This is a genomic window from Xanthobacter tagetidis, assembly GCF_003667445.1.
Lineage (GTDB): Bacteria > Pseudomonadota > Alphaproteobacteria > Rhizobiales > Xanthobacteraceae > Xanthobacter > Xanthobacter tagetidis.
Genome location: NZ_RCTF01000078.1, coordinates 1 through 527 on the forward strand (window position 1 = coordinate 1; position 527 = coordinate 527).

The following is a 527-nucleotide window of genomic DNA, read 5'->3' on the forward strand; positions in this document are numbered from 1 at the left end:
CGCGCGGGCGTCCAAATCCGGTGTCCGGGGCGGGGCGGGTTCGACTCGGCCATGCATCGGCTCTACACGCGGTGGCCGCGCCATGGCCAGCCACATGCCGCGGCGATCCGCCCCGTTTGTCCAAAGGGGTCGTCGCGCCGGCCGGGATGGCGTAGCACTGACCTTTTCAGCCGGTGGAAGACATAGCGGAATGGCAGAACAGACGGCCCATGCTCGAAACCCGATACGGCGATGGTGGACCCTGTGGGTCGTGGGAGGGGTCGATCATGATGCGGTGCTTCGCCAGATCGCCCAGGATTCGGGCTGGTCGGGTCGCTATGCCTTTCTGATCGTCGTATCCGCCGCGATCTCGCTGCTCGGGCTGCTGATGCCCTCGGTCGCGGTGCTCATCGGCGGCCTCCCGGCCGATGACCCCGCCGCCCGCCGCCTGATCGGCCGCGCGCCGCAGGAGATCGCGCGCGAACGGCCGCTGACACTACGCGAGAACCTGGCGCCCTTCGGCCGCCTCGCCGGCGTGCCGTGGCGCG

General features: G+C 70.2%; 1 pseudogene. It reads left to right on the top strand.

From position 1 onward, the window contains the following. Positions 1-190: 190 nt before the first annotated feature. Positions 191-527: pseudogene (locus D9R14_RS23320) on the top strand (hypothetical protein); the annotation flags it as partial.